Raw genomic sequence first — 842 nt, 5'->3', positions numbered from 1 at the left:
AACGTCTTCGCCCCATTCACGGGAAGCATGATGGCATAGAGTGACGTAGTGGCGCAGATATACAGGCGATTGCGCTTCACGCCGCCGAAGACGACGTTGGCCACTGCCTCGGGCACCATGATCTTGCCGATGAGGGTGCCGTCGCTCTCGTAGCAATGGACGCCGTCGCCAGCGCTGGTCCAGATCCGCCCAGAATCGTCCAGCCGGAAGCCGTCGAAGAGCCCGCTGGTGCAGGTGGCGAAGATATCGCCCCCTTTTAGCTTGCCGTTCTCGACCACGTCGAACACGCGGATGTGGCGCGGACCGTCGGCGACATGCGTTGCCCCCGTATCGGCGACGAAGAGGCGCTTCTCGTCGGGCGAGAACGCAAGGCCATTGGGGCGAACGAAATCATCCGCCACAATGCTGATTGTGCCGCTCTGCGGATCGATGCGATAGACATGGCATGCGCCGATTTCGCTGTCGGCCTTGTGGCCCTCATAATCGGAATCGATGCCGTAGGCAGGGTCCGTGAACCAGATCGAGCCATCGGACTTCGCCACGACGTCATTGGGGCTGTTGAAGCGCTTCCCATCATAGTGGCTCGCGATGACCGTGATCGAACCATCATGCTCCGTGCGCGTCACGCGCCGGTTGCCGTGCTCGCAGGTGACGAGGCGGCCCTGCCGGTCTACCGTGTTGCCATTGGAATAACCGGATGGGGTGCGAAACACGCTGACGGCGTTCGATGTCTCATCGTACCGCATCATGCGGTCGTTCGGCACATCGCTCCAGACGAGATAGCGGCCAGCCGGGAAATAGGCGGGGCCTTCCGCCCAACGGCAGCCTTCCGCGAGCTTCTC

The 842-nt window shown here is 62.1% G+C and carries 1 protein-coding gene; it reads right to left on the bottom strand.

What is annotated here, in order from left to right; all coding sequences use genetic code 11:
- Positions 1-842 (bottom strand): SMP-30/gluconolactonase/LRE family protein (locus DC522_RS33815; protein ID WP_133239466.1); only part of this gene is annotated, 842 nt, incomplete at both ends.

The organism is Microvirga sp. KLBC 81 (genome assembly GCF_003075415.1).
Classification (GTDB): Bacteria; Pseudomonadota; Alphaproteobacteria; order Rhizobiales; family Beijerinckiaceae; genus Microvirga.
This window is presented reverse-complemented; position numbering and strand designations above follow the sequence as displayed.